The following is a 25,679-nucleotide window of genomic DNA, read 5'->3' as shown; positions in this document are numbered from 1 at the left end:
TCCGACAACTTATGACACAACGTGAAAAATTAAACAGTCGGGAATGTCGGGTGGTCGAGCGGTTGGCCGACCGTTAGCTCGAGGCCGTCGGTGACCACGTGGGCGGCGCCGGTGTACGTCGCCTCGGCGTCGAAGTAGATGTTGACGTGCGCGATCCGCGGGTCGTCGGTGAAGTTCGGCGTCGCGGAGTGCGCGAGATAGGCGTTGTGGAAGGTGCAGTCGCCGGCCTGCAGCGGGATCGTGAGGCGCTCGCCCCAGCGCAGGTCCGGCGCGGCGCGGAACAGGTCGTCGCGGTCCGACAGGTCCTGACGGCGCAGGTTCTGATGGTCGTGCGAGCCCGGGATGAACGTCATACAGCCGCGCTCCACCGGCACGTCGACGAGCGCGATCCACGCGGACAGGGACGCACGGGAGTCCTTGTGCGGCCAGTACGGCGCGTCCTGGTGGAACTCGGTCGCCGCGCCGTTGTGCGGTGGCTTGATCAGCAGCTGGTCGTGCCAGATCCGCAGCGGTACGCCGGCCAGCGCGGTCGCCGCCGCGGCGAGCCGCGGGTCGAGGGTGAGCTCCCGCAGTACGTCGTTCTGCTGCCAGACGTTGACGTACTGGTTGAAGATCTTCGACTCCTTGAACAGGTCGTCGGCGCCGGCGGTCCACTCGGTAGCGGCGGCCGCGAACCGGGCCGCCTCGTCGCGGCCGATGATGTTCCGGATCCGGACGACGCCGTCGCGGCGATAGGCGGAAATGGTCTCTTCGTCGACGGTCGCAGGTGCCGTAGGGTCGGTCGTGGTCATCGGGGTTCTCCTCGGATTCCGGTGGCCTGGAAGGTGTTTCCAGCGTCGCGGTTGCCTCGCTCCGGGGACAGACGGTGGTTCACCAGCACTTGACCGATCTTGACCTCCTGGAGGCCTGCATGCACAACGTGCTGAGCAGCGAGGTGTTCCCGGACCCCCGGTTGCCGGTGGCCGGGGAGCGGATCGAACTGGTCGCGGACGTCGCGTCGCACAGCCACGCGTTCTTCGAGATCGCGGTCGTGGTGGCCGGGCGGGGCACGCACGTGTCCGCGGCGGGCGAGGTCGCGCTGGCGCCGGACTCGGTCGTCGTACTGCGGCCCGGTGAGTGGCACGGGTACGTCGACTGCGAGGGGCTGGTGGTGCGGAACGCGTACCTCGGACCAGACGTGTTCGGGTTGCTGTCCGGCGCGCTCGTACCGGGATCACTCGGAGCCCCGGCGCATCCGGCGGTCCAGCACGCGATGCGCCTCCTCGAATCCGACCTGGCCGAACCCTGGGCCCTCGACCAGCTCGCGGCCCGCGTCAGCCTCGCCCCCGGGTACCTGATCCGGCTCTTCGGGAAGTCGGTCGGACTGTCCCCGATGGCCTACCTGAACCGCATCCGCGCCGAGCGCGCCGCCGGCCTCCTGATCGAGACCGAACTGCCCGTCGCGACCATCGGCGCACTGGTCGGCTGGCACGATCCGAGCCACGCCACCCGAAGATTCCGCTCAGCATTCGGACTGAGTCCATCCCAGTACCGATCTGCTTTCAGACCGTAAGCAAAGATGTCCTCCATGACGTCGTCTGTGCAAACGCCTGACCCGAACCCCGGCTGGCTCTCCGAGTTCGCGCTCGCCGAGACCCGGACGCGGGTACCGATCCTGTACGTCGAGGCCGTTCCGGCGCGCGTCGACACCTCCGGCCAGATCGAGCACATCGGGGTCCTGCTCCGGACCTCCCCCGCGACCGGCGAGATCACCCGCACGCTGGTGTCCGGTCGCGTACTGCACAACGAGTCGATCCGCGACGCACTGCAGCGCAACATCGAGAAGGACCTCGGCCCGTCGGCGTTCCCGCGGCTCCCCTCCACGCTGGTCCCGGTCACCGTCGCGGAGTACTTCCCGTTCCCCGGCATGACCCCGCTGCACGACCCGCGCCAGCACGCGGTCGCCCTCGTGTACGTCGTGCCGGTCACGGGCGAGTGCAACCCACGCCAGGACGCACTCGAACTTACCTGGCTGACCCCCGAAGAGGCACTGTCCTCGAGCCTCCTCAACGACATGGAAGGCGGCCGGGGCCTCCTCCTGAAGCAGGCCCTCGCCTGGTCAGGCGCCATCGTCTGACCCGCACTCAGGTGGGTTGGCCCACGAGATGCTGGGTTTGCGTTCGGGATCCGGTGGGCGAACCCGGCATCTGGTGGGTGGACCCACGGGAGGTCGTCGGGCTCACCAGGCGAGGCGACCTTCTTCGGCGTACACGTGCCCCGTCGGCCCGTCGGGACCCAGCGTCGCGAGACCGACCGCGACCGCTGCGCCTTGGGCGGGGGTGCGGGCGGCGGTCCAGCCGCCCATGTCGGTGGCGCAGTTGCCGGGGTCGGCGCCGTTGACCAGGATCCCGGTGCTGCGCAGCTCGTTGGCGAGCATCACCGTGACCATGTTCACCGCCGCCTTCGACGCGTTGTAGCCCAGCGTCAGCACGGTCGACATCCGCGACTCCGGATCGCCGACCTGCTCGAACGACGCCAGCGACGTCGACAGGTTCACGATCCGCGCGGCCTCGGCCGTCCGGAGCAGCGGCAGGAACGCCTGCGTCACACCCACCAGCCCGAGCACATTGGTCTCGAACGCGGACCACAGTACGTCGGCCTCGATCCGCGACACCGCATCGTCGCCCGTGGGGATGATCGCCGCGTTGTTGACCAGTACGTCGAGCCGCCCGTACTCAGCCTCGACCCGCCCGGCCGCCGCCCGGACCGCCGCCACGTCCGTCACCTCCAGCTGGATCCCGACCACATCGAGGCCCTCGGCAACCAGTTCCTTCACCGCCAGCTCGCCGCGCTGCACGTCGCGCGACCCGGCCAGCACCGTGAACCCGGCCTCCCCGAGCTGCCGTGCGATCTCCTTGCCAATGCCCTTGTTGGCGCCCGTCACGAGCGCGATCTTGTTCATGCCCTCCACCCTCCGGCGATCCAGCGGGCTCAGGCAGAGTCGGCTGAGGCTGGGATCGGCGGTCCCTGGCTGACCGCGCGCCCGCCTGAGACCCTGGAGGCATGGATCGCGACGGGCTGGCGGAGTTCCTGCGGGTACGGCGGGAAGCGTTGCAGCCGTCCGACGTAGGACTCCCAGCCGGCCTGCGCCGTCGTACGCCCGGGCTCCGCCGGGAGGAAGTGGCGAGCCTCGCGACCATGTCGACGGACTACTACACCCGCCTGGAGCAGGGCCGCGGTCCTCGCCCGTCCCGCCCGGTACTGACCGGACTCGCCCGCGCGCTGCGGTTGTCGGACGACGAGCGCGGTCACCTGTTCCGGCTCGCGGGCGAGCAGCCCGGGCCGCCGCCCGGTCCGCCGGCGGAGGTACGAACCGGCGTACTGCGGATGCTCGCGCGGCTCGACGTACCGGGTCTCGTCCTGGACGCGAAGTACGACGTACTCGCGTGGAATCCGTTGGCCGCGGCGCTGATCACCGACTTCTCCGCGCTGCCGCCCCGGGAACGCAACCTGCTGCGGCTGCGGTTCCTGACCGATCGGCAGACTGAGTTGTTCGGGGAACAGGCCACTCGGGAGTTCGCCCGCGACGCGGCCGCCGACCTGCGCGCGGCGACCAGCACCTACCCGAACGACCCGTCCCTCGCCCAACTCGTCGACGACCTGCTGGCCGGGAGTCCGGAGTTCGCGGAGATCTGGGCGCGGCACGAGGTCGGGCGGCAGCAGACGCTGTGCCAGACGATCTTCCATCCCCAGGTCGGGCGGATCGACGTGATCTGCGAGGTGCTCGTGGTGCCGGACCGCGGTCAGCGCGTGGTGCTCTACACGGCCGAGCCGGGATCGGCGTCCGAGCAGGCGATCCGGCTGCTGGACGTGATCGGTCTGCAGGAGTTGACAACCGGACCCTGATCAAGCGACTGTTTGATCCGTTGGTTTCCGACGGAGAGGCTTGCCTGATGCGTAAGTTACTTACGGCGCTGGTTGTACTCGGTTTGCTCGTGGTACCTCTGCGGGCCGCGGACGCCGCTCCGGGCCAACTCGTGTTCGCGGACGAGTTCGACGGTACGGCGATCGACCGGACGAAGTGGGCCATCCACTCGAACGCGGAAGCCGACCAGTGCCTGGGAAACAAGGGCAACCAGCAACTCGAGTGGCACACCTGGGACGCGCTGTCGGTGCACGACGGCACGCTGACGATGACCGCGAGGAAGAACAACCCGGCACCGGGGTACGAGTGGTCCGGCGCCCTCATCACCACCGGGCAGGCCTGCGGTCACGAGCCATCGCAGTCGTTCGCCGTACAGCCCGGCGACTACATCGAGACGCGGCTGAAACTCCCGTCCGCCCAGGGTTTCTGGCCCTCGACCTGGACGTGGAACGGCAACGGCTCCAACGAGCAGGACACGTACGAGTTCTACAGCGACAACCACAACGCGCTGTACCTCACCAACCACCAGTCCCCCGGCGGCGGCTGCACCTACCAGTCGCCCACCGACCTGACCACCGACTGGCACACGATCGCCCAGCAGCTCGGCCCGGACGAGACCGTCTGGTACCTCGACGGCAAGGAGATCTGCCGCCAGGGCCCGTACGCCGGCACCGGCGACGCCCTGATCCTCGACCTGTTCGTGTACGCGAAGATCCCGCCGACCGTCACGTCCGAGTCGATGCAGATCGATCACGTCCGGGTGTACCGGCCCTGAAGACTGAGGCCCAGCACCCTTGAGGGACCGGGGTGCTGGGCCTCGGGGATCTACTGCCCGGTGAAGGTGAAGGTGCTGCCGGGTTCCTTGAGGATGTCACCGTCGCGGGAGTTGGTGATGGTGACGTTCGACAGGTTCGCGTTGCCACGGGCGCCGCCCATCGCCAGGATGCCCGAGCCGTTGTTCGACTTGTCGATCCGGACGTTGGTCAGGGCAACGTTCGGCATCTCGCCGCCGCCGGTCTTGAACTGGATCCCGTCGTACGTCGAGTCGTGGATCTCGGTGTCCCGGATGGTCACGCCGGGGATCGGGAGGTTCGACGGGAACAGCGTGATCGCCCCGAACTCCTGGTCCTCGTTCCAGAACACCCCGCCGCAGCGGTAGAGCGCGTTGTTCGCGATCAGCGTCGTACCGGAGAACGGCAGCGGGTCGTGGTCGGTGGCGAGCATGATGCCGGGGTAGTTCATCGTGTCGTAGATCAGGTTGTTCTCGATCTTGTTGCCGTACCCGCCGTAGATCGCGATGCCGTTCGCCCGCCAGGGCAGCTGGACCGTGTTGTTGGTGAACGTGTTGTCGTGGCCGATGTCGACCGACTGGTCCTTGACGTACTTGTTCGCCCAGACCGCGAGCGCGTCGTCGCCGGTGGTCCGGAAGGACGAGTTGAACACCTTCGAGTTCCGTGTGCCGTTCGAGAAGTTGATGCCGTCGGCGTAGGTGTCCCGGATCCGCATCCCGCTGAACTCGAGCCCGTCGGCCGGGCCCCACAGCTCGGGGATGTTGTCGTAGTCGCGGCCGACCCAGACTCCGACGTTCGCGTGCTCGATCCAGACGTTGCTGATCTTCGTACCGGTCCCGAACCGGCCGTTCAGCCCTACCCCACCCTCGGCGTTCCCGTCACCGCCGCGGATCCGGCCGGACCCGAAGATCGCGATGTCCGACAGCTGCACATTCTTGTCGATGTCGAACCCGAAATTGCCCTCATGCGGGTGGTTGATGCCGCCGGCGTTCTGGGGCTCGATCGTCGAGTACAGCTGCGAGTACCACATCCCGGCGCCGCGGATCGTGGCGTTGCTGATCCCGACCTGGTTGTACTGCCCGCGGTTCTGCGGGTCGTCGGTGAGGATCTTCTTCTCCTGCCGCCACTGCCCTTCCGGGATCCAGACGCAGCTGATGACGCCGTTCTGGTCGTCCGTCACGGCCCGCTGGATCGCGTCCGCGTCATCGATCCCGTCGTTCGGCACAGCGCCGTACTGCGTGATCGACGTACACCCGGCCGGCTGGGACAGCGCCGGCGCGACCTGCTCGAGGTCGACCAGATCGATGATGTAGTACGACGCCGTGTCGCCGGAGTCGCGCTGCAACCGGAACTTGGTACCGGACGGGTACGACTGGCCGAGCAGGGCGTGCGACTCGTCGAAGAGCCGACGCGCGTCGCCGCCAGGCGTGTTGGTGAGTGCCTCAGGCCCGTCGCTGTTGCCGTACAGCCAGCTGTTGCGGGACGACAGTGTGAGTTTCTGCTTGAAGGTTCCGTTGACGTACAGGCTGATCGTTGCCTGCAGCCCCTGCCCGTCGGCGGAGTCCGGGATCGAGTTGCGGACCACGACCGAGTTGGTCGGCACGGTCGAGGTGAACTCGACGTACTGGCCGCTCGAGTTCAGCCGGACCGACGAACGGCCGGACGACTCGGTCGCGAAGTTCGTGTGCCCGAAGGTTCGCGTCGCGTCGGCGGTCAGCAGGGTCCCGGTGTAGTCGCCGGCTTCGGCCTCGTACGACGTGTAGGGTACGGCGGCGCCGCGGCCGACCACGATCGACTTGGTGAAGGTGTTGTTGGTTTCGTTGGTCTCGTCAACGGTATTGCCCGCATCCGCCGTGGCGGTGACGGTTGCGCCGCCGTTGGTCGCCGTCCAGGTGCCGCTGATCGCCACGTTGGCGGTAGCCCCGGCGGCGATCGACGCGGTGCTGCCGTTGAGCGTGGTGGCGCCGACGACCAGCTTGGTGGTGCTGGCGGCGGAGGCCGACGTACCGCGGTTGTTGACGGCGACCGTGAAGGAGACCTGCGTGCCGGGCGCCGGGTTGGCCGGGTTGGTGGTGATGCCGGTGACCTGGAGGTCGGGGCCTGGGGCTTGGGCGACGGTCAGCTGGGTTGCTGCCTGGAGTGTGTTGTTGGTATCGCTCTGCTCGACGACCGTGTTGGCCGGGTCGGCGACTGCCGCGACGGTGTAGTTGCCTTGGGCACGGGTTCCCGCGTTGGCGGTGACGGTGGCGGACGCACCGGCGGCGAGAGCTTGGACGCTCGCCGTGCCGGCCACCGAGCCGCCGAGGAGGAAGTTGAGGCTGCTGGCCGGTGCGGCCGCGGAGCCGTTGTTCTTGACGGTCGCGGACAGGGTGATCGGCGTCGACTCGGACGGGTTGGCGGGCGACCAGTCGACGTTCGTCACCACGAGGTCGGGGTTGGGTGCCGCCGTACCGAGGACCTGGAGCTCGGCGACCTGGCCGCCGGGCGCGCCCGTGTTACTGAACACTTGCAGGCGCAGGTCGGCGTACCGGCCGGTGACCGGGATGGTGACGGTGTTCTGGCTCGCCGGGGCGAACTGGTAGTCGGCCCGGGCGACCGCGGAGGTGAAGGTGGTCGCGGACTGCTCACGACCCAGGACCTCGATGCTCTGCGTGCGCGCACCCCAGACCGGATCGGGATTGAGCTTGACGACGACCGAGCTGACGTCGGCGTTCGAGCCGAGCTTGACGGTCAGGGTCGACGGGAAGCCGTTCGACTCCCAGTAGGTGCCGAGGTTGCCGTCGTTGGCGTTCGACGCGACGAAACCGAAGACCGAACTCGACGCCTCGATCGGCTTGCCGGAGGCGAGATCGGTACCGGTCGGAGGGTCGACCGGCCCGCCACCAGGCCCAGCCAGTTCGAACTCCGACAGCTGCGCGGCCGGCCAGCCGGTGTTCGCGGTGAAGGTCAGCCGGACGTAGCGCACCGAGGTGTTGGTGAAGTTGATCGTCACGACATTGGCGCCGCTGAAGGTGTACGCCGTACTGCTGACGACCGTGGTGAAGGAGGAGCCGTTCGCGCTGCCCTGGACCGTGAGGGTCTGGGTGCGCGGACCCCAGGAGGACGGGAGTTTGAGCGTCACCTGGTTGACGTCCTTGGTGGCGCCGAGGTCTGCCTGAAGCCACTGCGGGAAGGCGTTGTTGCTGCTCTCCCAGTAGGTGTTCGCGTTGCCGTCGCCGGCGTTGGTACTCGGGTACTCGCCGAGTGAGCTGCTGGCGGTCAGCGTCTTGGTGAGGTCGGCGGCCATCGCGGTCGGGACGGACAGCAGGCCGGCGGCGACGAGCAGGGCGGCCAGCACGAGCCGCAAGAGATTCTTCCGGTGCATCGGTTGGGTCCTCCATCGTGGGGCGGTGGGAGGTTCCTCGTGCTACGTAAATTGCGTAAGTCTGACGATTTCTTGCAGCACGGGTATCCGAAGCTTGCAGCACCACTCGCAGGACGTCAACACCTCACCCCGACGGAAACGCCCCGTCCTGGAGACCCAGGACGGGGCGTTAGGAGTGCGGGGATTCAGGCGCGGCGTTGGGTGGCCCAGTCGCGGATCAGTTCGATCCGCTCCTTCAGCTGGATCGACGAGGCGTGGGCGGCGGCCGGGCCGCCGAGTTTGCGGCGAAGGTCGTTGTGGATGACGCCGTGCGGCTGGCCGGTGCGGTGGTGCCAGGCGGCGACCAGACCGTTCAGCTCGCGGCGCAGGAGCCCGATCTGCTCGTGGGTGGCCAGCTCGGTCGGCGTCGGATCCTCACGGTCGCTCGTGGACCGTGAAGACTTCTTCTGCGCCGCCAGCGACTTCTGCTGCCGTTTGTGCAGCAACTCCCGCACCTGATCCGGCTCCAGCAGACCCGGCAGCCCGAGGAAGTCCAGTTCCTCGTCGGTCGCGTTGTCGCCGCCGGTCCCGTAGTCGCCGCCGTCGAACACCACCCGGTCGAAACTCGCGTCCGACCCGAGCGCCTCGAAGTTCCCCTCGAGCTCGTCGCTCGCCCCCTCGGCCTGGTTCGCCTGCTTCAGCAGGTCGTCCTCGAGCGCGAAGATGTCGCCGTCCTCGTTGCTGTTCTTCCGCCCGAGGACGTGGTCCCGCTCGACCTCCATCTCGGCCGCGAACCCGAGCAGCCGGGTCACCGACGGCACGAACACCGACGCCGTCTCACCCCGCTTCCGGGCCCGCACGAACCGCCCCACCGCCTGCGCGAAGAACAACGGCGTCGACGTCGGCGTCGCGTACACACCCACCGCCAGCCGCGGTACGTCGACACCCTCGGACACCATCCGTACGGCGACCATCCACCGGGACTCGTCCTCGGAGAACTTCTGGATCTTCTTGCTGGCCGCCTTCTCGTCCGACAGCACGACGGTCGGCGACTCGCCGGTCAGCTCGCGCAGCGTCTTCGCGTACGCGCGGGCGGTGTTCTGGTCACCCGAGATCACCAGTGCGCCGGCGTCCGGCATGTGCCGCCGTACCTCGGTCAGCCGCTTGTCCGCGGCCGCCAGCACCGCGCCCATCCACTCGCCGGCCGGGTCCAGCGCGGTCCGCAGCGCCTGGGCGGTCAGGTCCTTGGTGAGCGGCTCGCCCAGCCGCGCGGCGACCTCGTCACCGGCCTTGGTCCGCCAGCGCATCTCACCCGAGTACGACATGAAGATCACCGGGCGGACGACGTGGTCGCGCAGCGCGTGCCCGTACCCGTACGTGTAGTCGGCCTTGCTCCGGGCGACCCCGTCGTGGCCCTCTTCGTACGTCACGAACGGGATCGGGTTGTCGTCGCTGCGGAACGGCGTACCGGTCAGGCAGAGGCGGCGGGCGGCGGGCTCGAACGCCTCGCGGACGCCGTCACCCCAGCTGAGCGCGTCACCGCCGTGGTGCACCTCGTCCAGGATCACCAGGGTCTTGAACCGCTCGGTCCGGACCCGGAACGCCAGCGGGTTCACCGCGATCCCGGCGTACGTCACCGCGACGCCCGTGTAGTCCTTGTTCGTCTTCCCGCGGCGCCCGGCGAACGCGGGGTCGAGCGCGATCCCGGCCCGGTCGGCCGCCTCGGCCCATTGCACCTTGAGGTGCTCGGTCGGCGTGACCACGGTGATCCGCTCGATCTGCCGCCGGTGCAGCAGCTCGGCGGCCACGGTCAGCGCGAACGTCGTCTTACCGGCGCCCGGTGTCGCCACCGCCAGGAAGTCCCGCGGGTTGCTGTCCAGGTAGAGCTGGAGAGCCTCCGCCTGCCAGGCTCGCAGCTTGCTCGCGGTACCCCACGCCGCCCGGTCCGGATAGGCCGGTGGCAGGACAGCAGGGTTGGCCGGCACGTGCGAATCCACAGACAGCTACTCCCCCGAAGTCGACAGTGTGCCGGGCAGGAAGGTTACCCGAGATCGGTTACGAGATCAGATCGGCGGGCACCACGGTCACGTCGTACGGACTCGTCAACCGCGCCGATTCCGCACCGGTGACCTTCGCGACCTGCACATATGCCCCGTCCTGCAGTTCCCAGGCAATCAAACTCGGCGTGTCGGGATCGACCACCCAGTACGCCTGACACCCGGCTGCCTCCAGCCGCGAGAACTTGACCATCACGTCGAAGCGCCGCGTGCTCGGTGACAACACCTCGACCGCCAGCAACGGCGGCCCGGGAAGGTCACGCCTGGTGAAGGAGTCCCTGCGGGCAACCAGGATGTCGGGAATCATCACCGTGTCGTCTGCCAGCACCATGTCGAACGGCGCCGCCATGACGTAGAGCTCCGGCGGGCACGCCTGCCTCAGATGGATGAGGAGACTGATAGCCGCGTCCTGATGGTTGAACGACGGGCTCGGGGTCACGAGCAGGGCTCCGTCGATGAGCTCGTGCCGGTACCCGTCATCGGGCATCCGGTCGAGATCGGCGCGGGTCAGCGGCGTTGCAGGTCGGCTGAACACGTCGGGTGAGTCCGGGATGCTGTCCACAGCACTCATAGTGCCTCCTTCGGTCGGTCATGTCGGAGAAGGTGCCGGGATCTGCCCCTGGATTCCCCGGGAATCCCTGGGGTGTGGAAAAGTTCCGGGTCTGCTGGTGATGCGTCCTACACTCGGGGGTATGAGTACTCAGCTGACCCCCGGTGCGGAGACGGTTGTCGACGAGCGGACCCAGACGTCGCCGGCGGAGCCGGGTGATCACGAGCGGTTCTCGCACTACGTGCCGAAGGACAAGCTGACCGAGGCGATGGTGATGGGCACGCCGGTGGTCGCGCTGTGCGGCAAGGTGTGGGTCCCGAGCCGTGACCCGCAGCGTTTCCCGGTCTGCCCGGAGTGCAAGGAGATCTGGGACTCCCTCAACCCGGGTGACGACGGCGAGGGCGGCGACGAGTAGCCGCCCCGTAATTCCGGTCTAGTTCTGGGTCGGGTCGTCCGGGTAGGTTGCCAGGTAGGCCATTTGGTCGTTCTGGCGGCGGAGGACCCGGCGCCACAGGGTGTCCGGGTCGTGGCCGAACACGTCTTCCGGCACCGACTCGACGACGTACCAGGCGCCCTCGGCGATCTCGCCCTCGAGCTGGCCGCTGGACCAGCCGGCGTACCCGGCGAAGATCCGCATCCGGGTGATCGCGCCCTCCAGCAGCGCGGGCGGTACGTCGAGGTCGACCAGACCGATCCGCCCGAAGCACTCGCGCCAGCCGGGCGGGTCCGTCGACTCGGCCACCTCGGCGACCGCGAGCGCGCTGTCGGTGCCGACCGGGCCGCCCATGAACAGCACCCCGGGCTCGTCGACCGCGGACGACCAGTTCGGCAGCACCTGCCCCACGGACAGGTCCGCGGCGCGGTTCACCACCACCCCGAGCGCGCCGTCGTCGTCGTGATCCAGCAGCAGGATCACCGACCGGCGGAAGGGCGGCTCGTCGAGCAACGGCGTGGCCACCAGCAGCGAACCGGTCAGGGTCGAGACCGTCATACCCCCATCATGGCGTACGACGGGGCACCCGGCCCCGTCCGTACCTGGCCAGCCAGGCGCCGAGCGCGACCCCGGCCAGGTCGGCGAGCGCGTCGAACGGATCGCCGTCGCGCTGCGGCAGCAGCCAGTGCTGCACCAGTTCGCTGACCACCGCGTTCGCGACCAGTGCCCCGAGCAACCAGCGCACCGGTACGCCGACCTTCAGCCCGGTGAACGCGACCGCGGCGAACAGGAAGCAGTGCGCGATCTTGTCGATCTGCGGGATCCCGACGTGCGGACCCGCCTCGCGCGGCGCGTAGACGCCGTACAGCTGCAACGCCACCGCCGCGACAAAGGCGACCCGCCAGAACCAGACCCGCACCCGCGAGCCGGTGCCTTCCAAAACCGTGCCAGTCACAGCGCCGGGGCGTCGTCCGGGAAGTTCTCGTGCGCGGGCGCCTTGCCGCCGGCCGCGTCGCGGACCGCGTGCGCGACCCGCGTGTGCACCTCGGGGTGGAAGACGCTCGGCACGATGTACGTCGCGTTCAGCTCCTCGTCGGTGACGACACCGGCCAGCGCCTTCGCGGCCGCGAGCTCCATCTCGATCGACACCTTGGACGACTGCGCGTCGAGCAGACCACGGAAGACCCCCGGGAAGACCAGCACGTTGTTGATCTGGTTCGGGAAGTCGCTGCGCCCGGTCGCGACCACGGCCGCGTGCTCGCCGGCCTCGGCCGGGTCGACCTCCGGCGTCGGGTTGGCCAGCGCGAACACGATCGCGTCGTCGTTCATGGTGGCAACATCCGCGCCGGTGATGACGTTCGGCGCCGAGACGCCGATGAACACGTCCGCCCCGGCCAGCGCGCCCTTGAGATCGCCGCTGTACTTGGCCGCGTTGGTGTTCTCGGCGATCCAGCGCAGCTCCGGCGACAGCCCCTCGCGCTCGGTGTGGATGACGCCGTCGATATCGGCGACGCAGGTGTCCTTCACCCCGGCCGCGAGCAGCAGCTTGAGGATCGCCGTACCGGCCGCGCCCGCACCGGACATCACCACCCGCACCGCGCTGATGTCCTTGCCGACCACGCGCAGCGCGTTGTAGAGCGCGCCGAGGACGACGACCGCCGTACCGTGCTGGTCGTCGTGGAAGACCGGGATGTCGAGCTCCTCGCGCAGCCGGGCCTCGATCTCGAAGCAGCGCGGCGCGGAGATGTCCTCCAGGTTGATCCCGGCGAAGCCCGGCGCGATCGCCTTCACGATCGAGACGATCTCGTCCGGGTCCTGGGTGTCCAGGCACAGCGGCCAGGCGTCGATCCCGGCGAACCGCTTGAACAGCGCGGCCTTGCCCTCCATCACCGGCAGCGCGGCCTTCGGGCCGATGTTGCCCAGCCCCAGGACGGCGGAACCGTCGGTGACGACCGCGACGCTGTTGCGCTTGATCGTCAGCCGGCGCGCGTCGTCGGGGTTCGCCGCGATCGCCAGGCAGACCCGCGCGACACCGGGCGTGTAGATCATCGACAGGTCGTCACGGTTGCGGATCGGGTGCTTGGCCTCCATCGAGATCTTGCCGCCGAGGTGCATCAGGAAGGTCCGGTCCGAGACCCGGCCGATCTCGACGCCCGGTACGGCGCGCATCGCCTCGACCAGGCGGCCGGCGTGCTCGGTGTCGGCCGCGGCGCAGGTGACGTCGATCCGCAGCCGCTCGTGGCCGGACGCGGTCACGTCGAGCGCGGTGACCAGACCGCCGGCCTGCTCGACCGCGGTCGTCAGCTTGCTCACCGTCGAGCCGCCCGCGGGCACCTCGAGGCGAACGGTGATGGAGTACGAAACACTCGGCAAGGCAGTCACGCGGGTGATCCTCTCATGTCACTGGTAATGCCCGGAGGTTCCGTAAGTAAAGTGCACGACAGACCTCTGGGTAATCCATTACTGGGCCGGTTACTGTTCCGTCAGGAAGGGAGCCAGAGTGCCGACTGTCAGCGACGTGGCCGCGCGCGCCGGGGTGTCGACGGCGACCGTGTCGCGGGCGCTGAACGGGAAGCCGACGGTCGATCCGGACCTCGCCGCGCGGGTCCGGCAGGCGGCCGAAGAGCTCGGGTACCAGCCGAACGGCCCGGCGCGGAACCTGCGCCGCCAGGAGGCCGCGGTGGTGGCGCTGATCATCTCCGACGTGGAGAACCCGTTCTTCACCGCGATCGCGCGCGGGGTCGAGGACGTGGCGCACGAGGTCGGGTACTCCGTCGTGCTGTGCAACTCCGACGAGAGCGCGGAGAAGGAGCGCCGGTACGTCGACATCGCCATCCAGGAACGGGTCGCGGGGGTCATCCTGTCCCCGAGCGGGCCGGCGTCCACGGTCGCGAAGCTGGCGGCGCGCGGTACGGCGTACGTCGCGGTGGACCGGCCGCTGCCGGGACAGGACAGTGATGTCGTCCTGGTCGACACCCGGCTCGCCGCCCGCGAGGCGACCGCTCACCTGGTTGCCCAGGGCTACGAACGGGTCGGCTGCATCACCGGCCCCGTGGGTGTTCGGACCGCGGACGACCGGCTGGCCGGCTATCGGGACGCCTTGAAGGCCGCGCGCCGCCGCAGCACGCCGAAGCTCGTCCGGCGCACCGAGTACAAGTCGGCCGGCGCGCACCGCGCGGCGCTCGATCTGTTGTCGCAGGCCGAGCCGCCCGACGCGCTGCTGATCGCGAACAGCGCGATGGCGGTCGGTGTGCTGCAGGCCCTGCAGGAGCGCGGTGTGCGGGCCGGGCGGGACGTCGGCCTCGTCACGTTCGACGACGCCCCATGGGCCGCCCTCGTCGACCCGCCGCTGACGGTCGTCGCGCAACCGGCGTACGAGCTCGGCACCGTCGCCGCCCGCCTCCTCCTCGCCCGCATCGCCGACCCCACCCGCCCGCCAACCGCGACCACTCTCGGCGCCCGTCTCATCCCCCGCGCCAGCTCCCACCGTCAGCCGGTGGGGTTCTCCTCGGCATAGATCTTGGCGGCGTTGGATGCGTCGATCAGCCGGGTCGGGAGGATCTGCGACTTCTCGATGGTGCCGCAGTCGACCAGGATCTTCTTGGCGGCGGCGATCGCTTCCTTGCCGTTCGTCGGGTAGGTGAAGGTCGCGGACAGGCGCCCCTGCTCGACGGCCTTGATGCCGCCGGACGGGATCGGCAGCGCGTCGATGCCGGTGAACTTCATCTCCTTCTCGCGGCCGACCGCCTTCGCCGCCAGGTACGCGCCCTCGGCCATCGGGTCGTTGTGCGAGTACACGACGTCGATCTTCGGGTTCGCCTTCAGCAGGGCGTCCATCTGCGACTGCCCCTTCTCCCGCAGCCAGTCACCGCTCGCGGCCGCGATCACCTTGACCTTCGGGTTGCCCTTGATCCCCTCGAGGAACCCCTCGTGCCGCTCGGCCTGCGGCGTCGCGCCGGCCAGCCCCTTGAGCTCCACGACGTTCCCGCCGGAAGGCAGCAGCTTCTCGGCGATGTACTTGCCCGCCTCGCGGCCGATCTGCACGTTGTCGCCGCCGATGAACCCGGTGTACGCGTCGCCCTCGACCTTCCGGTCCAGCACGATCACCGGGATGCCCTTGTCGTAGGCCTTCTTCACCACCGCGGTCAGCGGCTTCGCCTCGTTCGGGCTGATGATCAGCAGGTCGATCTGCTGGGTGATGTAGTTCTCCACGTCCGCGACCTGCTTGGCGTTGTCCTGCGCCGCGTCCGCGAACTTCACGTCGAACTGCGGCACGTCCTTGGCCGCCGCCTTGATGTCGTCGTCCATCCGCTGCCGGTACGGCTCGGCGACGTTCGCCTGGCTCATCCCGATCGTGTACTTGCCGTCGGCGCCCTTGCAGGACTTGGACGATCCCGGCGACGCGGCACCGGAGGTCCGTTCGCTGGTCGTTCCACAGCCGGCCAGCACGAGCGCCGCAACAGCCGCTGCTGCCAACGGAATCTTCACAGAACGCATGACGAAGCCTTCCTTACGAGGTGGGGCGGAGTCGCTGCAGCGCGGCGGCGGCAACGATCACCAGTCCCTTGATCAGGAGCTGGATGTTGGAGTCGATGTTGTTCAGGGCGAGGATGTTGTTCAGTACGCCGAGCAGCAGCGCACCCGCCACGGTCCCGGCGACCGAACCGCGGCCGCCGGCCAGGCTGGTGCCGCCGATCACCACCGCGGCGATCGCGTCGAGCTCGTAGCCGATGCCGTCGTTCGGGCTGCCCTGGTTGAGCTGGACGGCGTGCACGATGCCGGCCAGCGAGGCGAGCAGCCCGCAGATCGCGAACACCGCGATCTTGACCCGGACCACGGGGACGCCGGACAGTCGCGCGGCCTTCTCGTTGCCGCCGACGGCGTACAGGTGCCGGGAGAACGCGCTGACCCGGAGGAACACGACCGCGGCGATCGCGACCACCGCGAAGATGATCACCGGGATCGGGACCAGGCCGCCGAACGTGCGTTCGCCGAGCAGCGCGAACGACGTCGGCGCTTCCTTCGGACCGTCGCCGTACGCGATCGCGACGCCCTGCCCGCCGGACCAGATCCGGGCCAGGCCGCGCGCTATCTGCAGACCCGCGAGCGTGACGATGAACGACTGGATCCCGATCATCGCGGTCGCAACGCCCTGCAGGGCGCCGAAGACCAGGCCGATCGCCAGCACCAGCACGACCGACGGCAGGAAGCCCCAGTCGTTCTCGACCATCAGGACGGCGGACCCGACCGCGGCGAGCCCGAGCACCGCGCCGACCGAGAGGTCGATCCCGCCGATCAGGATCACGAACGTCATACCGACCGCGATGATCCCGATCTCGGACACCGCGCGGACCACGTTCGCCAGGTTGTCCGCGCTGACGAAGAGGATCTCGCCGTTCTTGCGCGGCGAGAAGATGATCGCCGCGACGAACACCGCGATCAGCCCGAACACACTCTGGAACCGGAACAACGTCGCCGCGACGGACCTCTTCTCCGCCGGCGCCGCCACCCTGTCCTGTACGTCGGTCATTGGACTCCTTCGACGTCGAGATGTCCCATAGCGGCGGCCAGCAGATCGCCTTCGCCCGAGTCCGCCGTACTGAACGAGGCGACGTCGCGGCCGTCCCGCAGGACGACGACGCGGTCGCAGACCCCCACCAGTTCGGGAAGCTCCGACGACGCCAGCAGCACACCGAGGCCCTGCGCCGCGAGTTCACCGAGCAACCGGTAGATCTCGGCCTTCGCGCCGACGTCGACGCCCCGTGTGGGCTCGTCGAGGAGCAGCAACTTCGGCTCGGTGAGCAGCATCCGCCCGAACACGACCTTCTGCTGGTTCCCGCCGGACAACGTGCCGACCTCGTCCTGCAGGCGGCCGAACTTCAGCCGCAGCCGATCGGCCATCCTGGTCGACGCGGCGCGCTCCATCCGGCGGGCGATCACGCCGAGCCGGCCGTACGACGGGAGACTCGAGACGACCGTGTTGGCGAGGATCGAGTGGAAGAGCACGAGCCCCGACGTACGCCGGTCCTCCGGGACGAACCCGATGCCCTGGGCCAGCGCGTGTCGCGGCCCGCGTGGCCGGATCGCCTTGCCCTGCAGGAGAATCCGGCCCGTGCGGGTGCCGCCGGGCGCGACGCCGTACAGGGTTTCGAGGAGTTCGGTGCGGCCCGCGCCGAGCAGACCGGCGAGACCGACGATCTCGCCCGCGCGGACGGTCAGCGAGATGCCGTCGGGGTCGCGGCGGCCGGGGCGCGGACGGCGGGCCCGCAACCTCAGACCCTCCACCCGGAGCAGCTCGTCACCGGTAGCGGAGTCCGGGGTCGTGAACATGGTCTGCACCGGGCGACCGACCATCGCCTCGACGACTTCCGCCGTACTGAGCTTGCGGGGATCGAAGCTCGTGACGATCTGGCCGTTGCGGAGGACCGTCGCGCGGTCGGCGACCTTCGCGATCTCCTCCATCCGGTGCGAGATGTAGACGATGCCGACACCGCTCGTGCGGAGCTCGCGGATCACGTCGAAGAGCCGCTCGACCTCGGAGCTGGTGAGCGCGGACGTGGGCTCGTCCATGATCAGGACCCGGGCGTCGAGCGAGATCGCCTTCGCGATCGTGACGAGTTGCTGCTCGCCGACGCGGAGCTCCCCGACCGGGCGGCGCGGGTCGAGGCTGACGCCGCCGCGGTCGAGGAGCTCGCGGGCCTCGCGTTCCATCCGGCGGCGGTCGACCGTGCGCACCGGCGTCCGGAGTTCGCGGCCGAGGAAGATGTTGTCCGCGACCGACAGCCCCGGGACGAGGTCGAGTTCCTGGTGGATCATCGCGATCCCCGCGGCCTGCGCGTCGGTCGGTCCGCCGAACCGCACCGGCGCGCCGTTGATCGCGATGCTGCCCGCGTACTCGGTGACGTCGCCGGAGAGGATCTTCATCAGCGTGCTCTTACCGGCGCCGTTCTCACCGAGCAGCGCGTGCACCTCCCCGGCGCCCAGCACGAAGTCCACCTCGTGACACGCCTGCACCCCGCCGTACCGCTTCCCGATCGCACTCATCCGCACGAGGTCGTCCATCAGCACCTCCGCGATCCGGGCGAGTAATCGATTTCCCGGACGCTAGACCGCGCTCCTCCGACCCGTCAACCCCTCACCTGCCTTTCCACCTCACTCGAAGGGTCAGCTGCCGGAGATGCTCACCTTCGCGAAGAGTGGGCGGCCGCTCGGAGGCATCACGAAGTCCTTCACCCGGGATCGGACGGCGGCGTTGGAGGCGAGGTCGGCGGGGAAGATTCCGACGGCGTCGTCCCAGATCGTCTGGCCGGCCTGCTGGTAGAGCTTCGGGCGCGCCGCCTGGTCGACCGACGAGCGGGCGTCGAGGAGGAGCTTGTCGAGCGCGGGGTTGCAGTAGCCGTTGCGCTTCGCGGTGCACACGTACAGGCGAGCCAGGGTGTAGTCGGCGTCACCGGTGCCGGTCACGTTGGTCTGCAGGTTCATGTCCCAGTTGAGCTTGCCGAAGTCCTCCAGCCATTGCGCGCGTTCCTTCTCCAGCGGCTTGACCGTGACGCCGATCTTCGCCCAGTCGGAGATCATCGCCTGGGCCAGCGCCCGGATGTTCGGCCCGCCTTCGAGCGGCCACTGCATCGACGTGGTGAACCCGTTCGGGTACCCGGCCTCGGTCAGCAGCTGCTTCGCCTTCGCCGGGTCATAGGCGTACGGCGACAACTTCGGCGCACCGATCACGCCCTGGGCCAGCGGCGCCTGCGCGACCGATGCGAGGTCTCCGAAGAGATCCTTCACGGTGCCTTCGAGGTTGAGCGCGTGCCACATCGCCTGCCGGACCCGCTTGTCGTTGAACGGTTTCCGGTTGGAGTTGAACCAGTCGAAGTAGTACGTCCAGCTCGGCGTCGTCGAGTACGTGATCGCGTCGCTGCCCTTGACCGAGCCGACCTGGTCCGGCGGGATCTGCGTCAGGACGTCGACCTCGCCGTTCTCCAGCCCGGTGATCCTCCCGGCGACCTCCGGGATGTTCACGAACTCGAGCTTGGTCAGCTTCGGGGCGCCGTCCCAGTACGTCGGGTTCGCGGCCAGCTCGAGCTTCTCGTCGGGTTTGAACGCGCTGACCGTGAACGGCCCGGTCCCGATCGGCTTGTTGAAGAACCCGTCGGTGTTGATCTTGTCCGCCGGACCGATGAACAGCAGCGTCAGCGAGCTCAGCAACGTGCCGAGCGGCTTGCTGGTCTTCACCGTCACGGTCTGGTCGTCGGTGGCCGCGAACGACGTCACCGTCGAGTAGAGCGGTACGAGCGGGCCGTCGAGCTTCTTGTGCCGCTCGTACGACGCCACCACGTCCTTGGCGGTGAACGGCGTACCGTCGGAGAACTTCACGCCGGTGCGGAGCTTGAACACCCACGTGGTCGGGTCCGGGTTCTCCCACGCGGTGGCCAGGACCGGGACGATCTTGCCGCCGTCGACGCGGACCAGCGGTTCCATGATCTGCTGGATCGCGGTCTGCACGGCCTCCTCACCGGCGTACTTGTGGGTGTCCAGCGACACCGGGAACATCGCCGGGGCGTACCGCAGGATCTGCTCGCCGCTGCTCGGTTCGCTGGCGGGCGAGCAGGCGGCCGCGGCCAGGGTAACGACGGCGAGCGCCGCCACGAATCGCTTCCTCAACACAGGGGTTCTCCTCAGAGCGTGTAGGTGGCGACGACCGGGTAGTGGTCGGAGGGGGCGCGGCCGTCGTGGAAGAAGTCGACGACCTCGCTGGACCGGGCGGCGAGCGGGCCGCGGGCGAAGATCCAGTCGATCGCCTTGGGTGGTGAGGCGAGCGGCGACAGCCGGGTCCCGATCGGACCGGTCGCGACCGTCGGCACCACCGGATGGGTCACCGGTGAGTGCCGGCCGAGGGCGGTGAAACTGTCCAGGAACCCGGCGTTCCCGAGTTCCCACTGCGGTGGGCCGATGTCGTTGATGTCGACCGTGAACAGGCAGGCGCCGTCGCCGGCCAGGCGTTCGAGGGCCTCCCCGATCGCGCGGGCCTGGGCGATCCGGCGGTTGACGTGATCGGTCCGCTCGTCCGGGTGGCCGGGCCAGGTGAGGTGCGCCGTACTGAAGATCAGCTCGGTGCCTTCGGGGGTGCGGAGCCGGACCCAGAACAGGCGCGCGTCTGGGGAGAGGATGCCAACGTCCTCGGCGCCGTGTTCGATGTAGGTGAACAGGTCGCTTCGCCACCACAGGTTGCTTTGGGTCTCCCAGCCAGCGGTTCCGTCGACGCGGTCGTGGTCGGGCAGGACGTCGTCGAGCAGTTTGCGGGTGGCGGGCCGGAGCTCTTGTACGGCGAGCAGGTCGGGCGGGCGGGTCGTGAACAGGCTCGCGATCGCGTCCCGGCGCTGGTCGAGGTAGAACTCGGACCACAGGTTGTAGGTCATCGCCACGAAGGTGAAAGTCATCGGTCCATCCCGGTAGGCACGTTGTACGCCGTCAGTCCGTCGAGCCGAAGCGTGGTGAGCGAGCAGTTCCCCGGCGGATCCAGCACCATCTCCGCCCCCACCGGCAACCCGAGCGCAGCCGCCGCAGCCACCCGAATCGGCCCCCCATGCGTAACCACCAGCACCCGCCGCACGTGCGCGTGGGCGATTGCCTGCATGGCCTCCCACACGCGGGCACGCAACTGCCGGAAGGTCTCGCCGCCGCCGCGTGCGATGTCCTCGCCACGAGCGAAGGCCTCGACGACGTCGGGCTCCTCGGCGGCGACCTCCGCGATCAGCCGCCCGCCCCAGGTCCCGACGTCGATCTCCCGCCACCTTCGGTCGACGTGTACCGACGGTTGATCGAGCGTGTCGACGTACGGCTGCAAGGTCTCGGTCACCCGCTGAAGATCGCTCGCGACGATCGCGTCGAACTCGAACGACTGCAGATACTCAGCGGCCTGCTTAGCCTGCTGGCGGCCGCGGGCGCTCAACCCGGTGCCTTGCTGACCCTGGTACCGGTGTTCGGCGTTCCACACGGATTCGCCGTGCCGGAGGAGGACGAGTTCGATCACGAGGCAGCTCCAGCGAGCTCGGTGGCGAAGTGGCAGGCGGCGGGATGCAACTCCAGCCGGGTGGTGAGTTCAGGTACGTCGTGCGCGCAGGTCTCCTCCGCCTTCCAGCACCGCGTCCGGAACCCACACCCGGACGGCGGATCCGCCGGCGACGGGACATCGCCGCCGATGATGATCTGCTCGCGCGCCGGTTTGCCCCACGGCTTCGGGTCCGGCACCGCGGACAGCAGCGCCTGCGTGTACGGGTGCAGCGGCCGGGTGAACAGCTCGTCCTGGGACGCGGTCTCGACGATCCGCCCGAGGTACATCACCGCGACCCGGTCGGAGATGTGCCGTACGACGGACAGGTCGTGGGCGATGAACAAGTACGCGAGGCCGAGGTCCCGGCGCAGATCCTCGAGCAGGTTCAGGACCTGCGCCTGGACCGACACGTCCAAAGCAGAGACCGCTTCGTCGCAGATCACCAGCTTCGGGCGGAGGGCGAGCGCGCGGGCGATACCGATGCGCTGGCGCTGTCCACCGGAGAACTGGTGCGGGTACCGCTCCGCGTGGTCGGGGTTGAGGCCGACGCGTTCGAGCAGGTCGCGGACCTCGGTGCGGTGCCGGTTCCGGGGGACGACGTCGGGGTGGATCTGCCAGGCCTCGGCGATGATCTGCTCGACGGTCGCGCGCGGGTTGAGGGAGGCGTACGGGTCCTGGAAGATCATCTGCAGCTGCCGGCGCACCCGGCGCATGGATGCCTTGGGCAACGAGGTCAGTTCGTCACCGTCGAAGACGATACTTCCCGACCGCGCCTTCTCCAGCCCGATGATCGTCCGCGCGACGGTCGACTTCCCCGACCCCGACTCCCCCACCAGCCCCAACGTCCCACCGGCCGGGATCTCGAACGACACACCCGCAACCGCGTGAATCTGCCCGACGGTACGTCGCAACACAGCCGACCGCATCGGGAACGAGGTCTGCAGATCCCGTACCGAGAGCAGCGGAGGCGGCGGAGACTCAGTGGACATCGGTGAGGACTCCTTCCGGGTGATGGCAGGCGGCCTGGTGGGTGCTGGGGCGGTCGGGCAACTGGCGGAGGACAGGCTCGACCTCGGCGCACTGTTCGTCGGCGTACTGGCAACGAGGGCGGAAGGAGCAGCCTGAGGGGAGGGCGAGGAGGTCGGGTGGGGCGCCTTGGATGGGGACGAGGCGGTCGCGGGGGCCGTCGAGGGCGGGGACGGACGCCATCAGGCCGGAGGTGTACGGGTGGCCACTGTGTTCGTAGACCTCGCGGAGCGGGCCCGTCTCGACGACGCGGCCGGCGTACATCAGGATCACCCGGTCGGCCACGCCGGCGACGACGCCGAGGTCGTGCGTGATCAGGACGAGCGACATACCCTCCTCGGCCTGCAACCGGGTGAGGAGGTCCATGATCTGCGCCTGGACGGTGACGTCCAGCGCCGTCGTCGGCTCGTCCGCGATCAGCAACCGCGGCGACAAGGCGAGCGCCATCGCGATCATCACCCGCTGCCGCATCCCCCCGGAGAACTGGTGCGGATAGTCGTCCAGCCGCTTCGACGCGGCCGGGATCCCGACCCGCTTCATCAGGTCCAGCGCGGCCGCCCGCGCCTCCCGGCGGGACGCACCGCGATGCCGCCGGAACATCTCCCCGATCTGCGCACCGACCCGGAACACCGGGTTCAGCGAGCTCAACGGATCCTGGAAGACCATCGCGATCTCCCGCCCCCGCAGGCCCTTCGCCGCCGTCAGCAGATCGCGACCGTCGTACGAGATGCTGCCGCCGGTCACCCGTCCGGCGGGCTTGGGCACGATGCCGAGAATCGCCTGCGCGGTAACGCTCTTCCCGCTGCCCGATTCCCCCAGCAGGGCAACGGTTTCACCGGCACCGACGTCGAACGACGCCCCGTCGACGGCCGTCACCACGCCACCCGAAGTGGCGAACTCGACCCGCAGGTCGCGCACACTCAGCAGCACCATCACAGACTCCTCAGCCGTGGGTCGTACCGGTCCCGGAGGGCGTCGCCGAGGACGCCGAGCGAGATCACCAGGAACGCCAGCGCGATCCCCGGGATCGTCGAGATCCACCACGCGTCGGCGAGGTAGTTGCGCCCGTTCGCGATCGTCACACCCCAGCTGGGTGTCGACGCCGGCGTCCCGAGACCGAGGAAGCTCAGCGACGCCTCGGCCAGGATCACGTGACCGATCTCGACCGTCGCCACCACCAGCACCGGCGCGACACACGCCGGCAGCACGCAGCGGGTGATCAGCCGCCAGGTGCCGGCGCCGAGCGTCCGCGACGCGTCGACGAACTCCCGCCGCCGCGTCGCCAGCGCCTGCCCGCGCGCGACCCGCGCGAACGTCACCCAGTTCGCCACCGCCAGCACGATCACCACGTTCACCACCGAAGGACCGAGCAGCGCGGCAATGAAGATCGCCAGCAGGATCGAGGGGAACGCCAGCTGGATGTCCGCGAGCCGCATCAGTACGCCGTCCAGCCAGCCGCCGAAGTACCCGGCGGCGAGACCGATGGTGACGCCGATCGTCCCGGCCAGCACCAGCGTCGTCAGCCCGACCGCGATCGAGATCCTTGCCCCCTGCAACATCTGCGCGAACAGGTCCTGCCCGACCTGGTCGGTGCCGAAGATCGCGAACGACCCGTCGGACAACCGGGTGAACGGCGGCTTCAGCCGGTCCGCGGTCCGGGTGCGAACCGGGTCGAAGCGGAACAGCCACGGTCCGATCACCGCGGCCACGACGTACACCGCGATCACCGCGAACCCGAACCGGATCCGGGCCGAGCCGGCTCTGGTACGGCGCCGTACCGCCACCGGGGCCGCCACGGAAAGCTCAGCAGTCAAGGTCAGTCACCAGCCAGACGGACCCGCGGGTCCAGGAAGCCGTACAGGAGGTCGACGAGCAGATTGATCAGCACGAAGATCGTTGCCACCAGCAAGATCGAGGCCTGGACGACGCCGTAGTCGCGGCGCCCGATCGAGTCGATCAGCAACCGCCCGACCCCCGGCCAGGCGAACACCGTCTCGACGATCACCGTGCCGCCGAGCAACGCGCCGAACTGCAGGCCGACGACGGTCACGATCGGGATCAGCGCGTTCCGCATCGCGTGGACGAGGACGACGATCCCCTCACCGAGACCCTTCGCTCGCGCGGTTTGCACGTAGCCCTCGTGGACGACCTCGAGCAGTCCGCTGCGCGTCAGCCGCACGAGGATCGCCAGGAACGGCAGGGCCAGCGTGATCGTCGGCAGCACCAGATGCGCCCACGATCCCGAGCCCGCACTCGGCAGGACCTTCAGCCCGCGGGCGAACACCAGGATGAGCACGATGCCCAGCCAGAACGACGGTGTCGACTGGCCCATCAGCGAGAACACCGAGATCGCGCGGTCCACCCAGCTGTGCGCCCGCAACGCCGCGATCACGCCGAGCGGCAGGCCGATCAGCAACGACAGCAGCAGTGCGGTCGTCGCCAGCTGGATCGTGGCCGGAACCCGTTGCAGGACAAGGCTCATCGAGTCCGCGTTCAGCCGGAAGGACTCGCCGAAGTCCAGGTGCACGACGTTCGCCAGGTACGTCGCGTACTGCTGGATCAGGGACTGGTCGAGGCCGAGTTGCGCCCGCAACGCGGCCACCTGCGCCTGGTCCGCGTCGGGACCGAGCATGATGTACGCCGGGTCGCCGGGGACCAGCCGGAGGACGACGAAGATGATCGTGACGGCGCCCCACAGTACGAAGAGCGAGAAGAACAGCCGCCGGACGACGTACGCCCCCATCAGACGCCGCTCCGCAGTACGGAGACCACGCGCCGGACCTCGTCGACCGAACCCGGCTGGATCAGCTCGGCGCCCAGAGCGCCGGCGCACGAGCCGTCAGGCGCCCGTACCGGCACCGCGACCATCCGCGGCAGCGAAGCCACCGGGCGGGCGTTGTGCGCGAACCCGGACGCCCGGATCCGCTGCAACGCGTCGAGCAGATCCGCGCTCCCCGTGACCTGCTCGACCGGAAGCGCGGACAGGTAAGCACGCCCAAGCGCACTCCACCGCAACGAAACCGCATGCCCCGGCCGAACCGTCCCGCGCCCGCCACCCGCCTCCGCCGCTACGTCCGTGACCTGGAGGACCAGGCCGGTGGTTTTGGGGAGGGGTTTTGCCAGTACGACCAGGCGACCGAGGCGGGAGCCGAGTTCGGTCAGGGAGTGTTCGGGGGCAGGCCGGCGGTCGGTCGTACGACGTAAGGCGGCCAGACCGTCCTGGGCCATGTAGCGGTGGTCATCGACCTGGGCGGCCAGGCCGTGGGTGCAGAACGTGGCGAGGATGCGGTGCACGGTGCTCTTGTGCAGGCCGACGGTGACGGCCAGCTCGGTCACGCCGTACGCGCGGTCCTCACGGTTGAGCTCGGCCAGGACGGTGAGGGCACGGCTCAGCGACTGCATAGGAGCCTCGATTCCGTGAACGTTAACGGTAGCGTTAATGCACCGTAGATAGGTGTGATTTAGGTGTCAATAGACCGCTGTTGCTGTGGGTGGAACAGCCTGTTGACGGCAATTTCCCGTTA

General features: G+C 69.0%; 25 protein-coding genes. 6 read left to right on the top strand and 19 right to left on the bottom strand.

Annotated elements, in window-relative coordinates; all coding sequences use genetic code 11:
- Positions 1–29: 29 nt before the first annotated feature.
- Positions 30–791 carry a phytanoyl-CoA dioxygenase family protein gene (locus E0H92_RS25020; RefSeq protein ID WP_131459869.1) on the bottom strand — a complete coding sequence of 254 codons (762 nt, stop codon included), beginning with the start codon at positions 789–791 and terminating at the stop codon, positions 30–32.
- A 119-nt stretch (positions 792–910) separates the two neighbouring features.
- On the opposite strand from E0H92_RS25020, the gene E0H92_RS25015 reads away from it, so the two are divergent.
- Positions 911–1,552, top strand: coding sequence for a helix-turn-helix domain-containing protein (locus E0H92_RS25015; RefSeq protein ID WP_131459871.1), 642 nt, complete (start codon positions 911–913; stop codon positions 1,550–1,552).
- A gap of 15 nt (positions 1,553–1,567) precedes the next feature.
- The gene (locus tag E0H92_RS25010; protein WP_202873798.1) at positions 1,568–2,116 is read left to right on the top strand and encodes an NUDIX hydrolase family protein; all 549 of its coding nucleotides are present in this window, start codon (positions 1,568–1,570) and stop codon (positions 2,114–2,116) included.
- A 102-nt stretch (positions 2,117–2,218) separates the two neighbouring features.
- Here E0H92_RS25010 and E0H92_RS25005 read toward each other — a convergent pair whose 3' ends face one another.
- A complete protein-coding gene (locus E0H92_RS25005) occupies positions 2,219–2,941 on the bottom strand; it encodes an SDR family NAD(P)-dependent oxidoreductase (RefSeq protein ID WP_131497899.1) in 723 nt (240 codons plus the stop codon).
- 101 nt (positions 2,942–3,042) lie between these two features.
- Between E0H92_RS25005 and E0H92_RS25000 the strand changes: the two genes are divergently transcribed.
- A complete protein-coding gene (locus E0H92_RS25000) occupies positions 3,043–3,885 on the top strand; it encodes a helix-turn-helix transcriptional regulator (protein WP_131497898.1) in 843 nt (280 codons plus the stop codon).
- Between the two features lie 47 nt (positions 3,886–3,932).
- On the top strand, positions 3,933–4,679 hold the full coding sequence (locus E0H92_RS24995) for a glycoside hydrolase family 16 protein (RefSeq protein ID WP_131497897.1): 747 nt from the start codon (positions 3,933–3,935) through the stop codon (positions 4,677–4,679).
- Positions 4,680–4,729: 50 nt separating this feature from the next.
- On the opposite strand, the gene E0H92_RS24990 is transcribed toward E0H92_RS24995, so the two are convergent.
- The 3 genes from E0H92_RS24990 to E0H92_RS24980 form a co-directional block, all read right to left on the bottom strand.
- Positions 4,730–8,059 carry a CARDB domain-containing protein gene (locus tag E0H92_RS24990; RefSeq protein ID WP_131497896.1) on the bottom strand — a complete coding sequence of 1,110 codons (3,330 nt, stop codon included), beginning with the start codon at positions 8,057–8,059 and terminating at the stop codon, positions 4,730–4,732.
- A gap of 185 nt (positions 8,060–8,244) precedes the next feature.
- Positions 8,245–10,035, bottom strand: a complete 1,791-nt coding sequence (locus E0H92_RS24985) for a DEAD/DEAH box helicase (RefSeq protein ID WP_131497895.1) — start codon at positions 10,033–10,035, stop codon at positions 8,245–8,247.
- A gap of 58 nt (positions 10,036–10,093) precedes the next feature.
- Positions 10,094–10,666, bottom strand: coding sequence for a Uma2 family endonuclease (locus E0H92_RS24980; RefSeq protein WP_131497894.1), 573 nt, complete (start codon positions 10,664–10,666; stop codon positions 10,094–10,096).
- A 121-nt stretch (positions 10,667–10,787) separates the two neighbouring features.
- Here E0H92_RS24980 and E0H92_RS24975 point away from each other — a divergent pair, with 121 nt between their 5' ends.
- Entirely contained in the window at positions 10,788–11,060 is a 273-nt protein-coding gene (locus E0H92_RS24975; protein ID WP_131459886.1) for a DUF3039 domain-containing protein, read from the top strand.
- 18 nt (positions 11,061–11,078) lie between these two features.
- Here the strand turns inward: E0H92_RS24975 and E0H92_RS24970 are convergent, their stop codons facing one another.
- From E0H92_RS24970 to E0H92_RS24960, 3 genes are read right to left on the bottom strand one after another with little or no spacing between them, the layout of a single operon-like run.
- Positions 11,079–11,636, bottom strand: coding sequence for a YqgE/AlgH family protein (locus tag E0H92_RS24970; RefSeq protein WP_131459888.1), 558 nt, complete (start codon positions 11,634–11,636; stop codon positions 11,079–11,081).
- 7 nt (positions 11,637–11,643) lie between these two features.
- Positions 11,644–12,033 carry a VanZ family protein gene (locus tag E0H92_RS24965; RefSeq protein ID WP_238173583.1) on the bottom strand — a complete coding sequence of 130 codons (390 nt, stop codon included), beginning with the start codon at positions 12,031–12,033 and terminating at the stop codon, positions 11,644–11,646.
- Positions 12,030–13,460 (bottom strand): NAD-dependent malic enzyme, encoded by a 1,431-nt coding sequence (locus E0H92_RS24960; protein WP_131459889.1) that lies wholly within the window; start codon positions 13,458–13,460, stop codon positions 12,030–12,032. The genes E0H92_RS24965 and E0H92_RS24960 overlap by 4 nt, the downstream gene beginning before the upstream one ends.
- A 118-nt stretch (positions 13,461–13,578) precedes the next feature.
- Here E0H92_RS24960 and E0H92_RS24955 point away from each other — a divergent pair, with 118 nt between their 5' ends.
- Positions 13,579–14,595, top strand: a complete 1,017-nt coding sequence (locus tag E0H92_RS24955; protein ID WP_131497893.1) for a LacI family DNA-binding transcriptional regulator — start codon at positions 13,579–13,581, stop codon at positions 14,593–14,595.
- On the opposite strand, the gene E0H92_RS24950 is transcribed toward E0H92_RS24955, so the two are convergent.
- The 11 genes from E0H92_RS24950 to E0H92_RS24900 form a co-directional block, all read right to left on the bottom strand.
- Positions 14,568–15,575, bottom strand: coding sequence for a substrate-binding domain-containing protein (locus E0H92_RS24950; protein WP_131459893.1), 1,008 nt, complete (start codon positions 15,573–15,575; stop codon positions 14,568–14,570). The genes E0H92_RS24955 and E0H92_RS24950 overlap by 28 nt on opposite strands.
- Before the next feature lie 13 nt (positions 15,576–15,588).
- Positions 15,589–16,608 (bottom strand): ABC transporter permease, encoded by a 1,020-nt coding sequence (locus tag E0H92_RS24945; protein ID WP_131497892.1) that lies wholly within the window; start codon positions 16,606–16,608, stop codon positions 15,589–15,591.
- Positions 16,605–18,140, bottom strand: coding sequence for a sugar ABC transporter ATP-binding protein (locus E0H92_RS24940; protein ID WP_131459897.1), 1,536 nt, complete (start codon positions 18,138–18,140; stop codon positions 16,605–16,607). Before E0H92_RS24940 ends, E0H92_RS24945 begins: the two co-directional genes overlap by 4 nt.
- Positions 18,141–18,242: 102 nt before the next feature.
- Positions 18,243–19,742 (bottom strand): ABC transporter substrate-binding protein, encoded by a 1,500-nt coding sequence (locus tag E0H92_RS24935; protein WP_131459899.1) that lies wholly within the window; start codon positions 19,740–19,742, stop codon positions 18,243–18,245.
- A gap of 11 nt (positions 19,743–19,753) precedes the next feature.
- Positions 19,754–20,515 carry an endonuclease/exonuclease/phosphatase family protein gene (locus E0H92_RS24930; RefSeq protein WP_131459901.1) on the bottom strand — a complete coding sequence of 254 codons (762 nt, stop codon included), beginning with the start codon at positions 20,513–20,515 and terminating at the stop codon, positions 19,754–19,756.
- The gene (locus tag E0H92_RS24925; RefSeq protein WP_165549965.1) at positions 20,512–21,108 is read right to left on the bottom strand and encodes a histidine phosphatase family protein; all 597 of its coding nucleotides are present in this window, start codon (positions 21,106–21,108) and stop codon (positions 20,512–20,514) included. The genes E0H92_RS24930 and E0H92_RS24925 overlap by 4 nt, the downstream gene beginning before the upstream one ends.
- Positions 21,105–22,118 (bottom strand): ABC transporter ATP-binding protein, encoded by a 1,014-nt coding sequence (locus tag E0H92_RS24920; RefSeq protein ID WP_131497891.1) that lies wholly within the window; start codon positions 22,116–22,118, stop codon positions 21,105–21,107. Before E0H92_RS24920 ends, E0H92_RS24925 begins: the two co-directional genes overlap by 4 nt.
- Positions 22,108–23,088 (bottom strand): ABC transporter ATP-binding protein, encoded by a 981-nt coding sequence (locus tag E0H92_RS24915; RefSeq protein ID WP_202873797.1) that lies wholly within the window; start codon positions 23,086–23,088, stop codon positions 22,108–22,110. Before E0H92_RS24915 ends, E0H92_RS24920 begins: the two co-directional genes overlap by 11 nt.
- On the bottom strand, positions 23,088–23,969 hold the full coding sequence (locus E0H92_RS24910; RefSeq protein WP_202873796.1) for an ABC transporter permease: 882 nt from the start codon (positions 23,967–23,969) through the stop codon (positions 23,088–23,090). The genes E0H92_RS24915 and E0H92_RS24910 overlap by 1 nt, the downstream gene beginning before the upstream one ends.
- 2 nt (positions 23,970–23,971) lie before the next feature.
- Positions 23,972–24,898, bottom strand: a complete 927-nt coding sequence (gene nikB, locus E0H92_RS24905) for a nickel ABC transporter permease (RefSeq protein ID WP_131347880.1) — start codon at positions 24,896–24,898, stop codon at positions 23,972–23,974.
- A complete protein-coding gene (locus tag E0H92_RS24900) occupies positions 24,898–25,557 on the bottom strand; it encodes a helix-turn-helix domain-containing protein (protein ID WP_131497890.1) in 660 nt (219 codons plus the stop codon). The genes nikB and E0H92_RS24900 overlap by 1 nt, the downstream gene beginning before the upstream one ends.
- Positions 25,558–25,679 lie beyond the last annotated feature (122 nt).

The sequence above is a fragment of the Kribbella speibonae genome (genome assembly GCF_004331375.1).
Taxonomy (GTDB): domain Bacteria; phylum Actinomycetota; class Actinomycetes; order Propionibacteriales; family Kribbellaceae; genus Kribbella; species Kribbella sindirgiensis.
The sequence above is the reverse complement of the archived record's forward strand: the minus strand, read 5'-3'. Positions and strand labels throughout refer to the sequence as shown.